General features: G+C 71.9%; 1 protein-coding gene and 1 pseudogene. Both read left to right on the top strand.

What is annotated here, in order from left to right:
- Positions 1-849, top strand: an 849-nt coding sequence (locus tag CCN42_RS35800) for a homoserine dehydrogenase (protein ID WP_245877620.1), incomplete at its 5' end; no start/stop codon positions are given.
- Positions 850-855: 6 nt separating this feature from the next.
- Positions 856-966, top strand: a pseudogene (locus tag CCN42_RS41820) (threonine synthase); the annotation flags it as partial.

Below are 966 nucleotides of genomic sequence, written 5' to 3'. Positions count from 1 at the left end.
GCCGGCGACAAGGTCAACCGGGTGCTCGGCATCGTCAACGGGACCACGAACTTCATCCTCGACAAGATGGACTCGACCGGCGCCGGCTACCAGGAGGCGCTCGACGAGGCCACCGCGCTCGGGTACGCCGAGGCCGACCCGACCGCCGACGTCGAGGGCTTCGACGCCGCCGCCAAGGCCGCGATCCTCGCCGGGATCGCCTTCCACACGCGCGTGCGCCTCGACGACGTCTACCGCGAGGGCATGACCGAGGTGACGGCCGCCGACTTCGCCTCCGCCAAGGAGATGGGCTGCACCATCAAGCTGCTCGCCATCTGCGAGCGGGCCGCCGACGGGGAGTCCGTCACCGCGCGCGTGCACCCGGCGATGATCCCGCTGACCCACCCGCTCGCCTCCGTGCGCGGCGCGTACAACGCGGTCTTCGTCGAGTCCGACGCCTCCGGCCAGCTGATGTTCTACGGCCCCGGTGCCGGCGGCGCGCCCACCGCCTCCGCCGTCCTCGGCGACCTCGTCGCCGTCTGCCGCAACCGGCTCAGCGGGACGACCGGACCGGGCGAGTCCGCCTACGCCGCGCTGCGTGTCTCGCCCATGGGCGAGGTCGTGACGCGGTACCACATCAGCCTCGACGTGGCCGACAAGCCGGGTGTGCTCGCCCAGGTCGCGACGGTCTTCGCCGAGCACGGTGTCTCGATCGACACCGTCCGCCAGCAGGGGAAGGACGGCGAGGCGTCCCTCGTCGTCGTCACCCACCGCGCGTCCGACGCCGCCCTGAACGGGACCGTCGAGGCGCTGCGCAAGCTCGACACCGTGCGCGGTGTCGCCAGCATCATGCGGGTTGAAGGAGAGTAACCAGCAATGACCCACCAGTGGCGCGGAATCATCGAGGAGTACCGGGACCGGCTGCCCGTCTCCGACACCACGCCGGTCGTGACGCTCCGCGAGGGCGGCACGCCCCTCGTGCCCGCG

Source organism: Streptomyces glaucescens, assembly GCF_002154375.1.
Lineage (GTDB): Bacteria > Actinomycetota > Actinomycetes > Streptomycetales > Streptomycetaceae > Streptomyces > Streptomyces glaucescens.
This window is presented reverse-complemented; position numbering and strand designations above follow the sequence as displayed.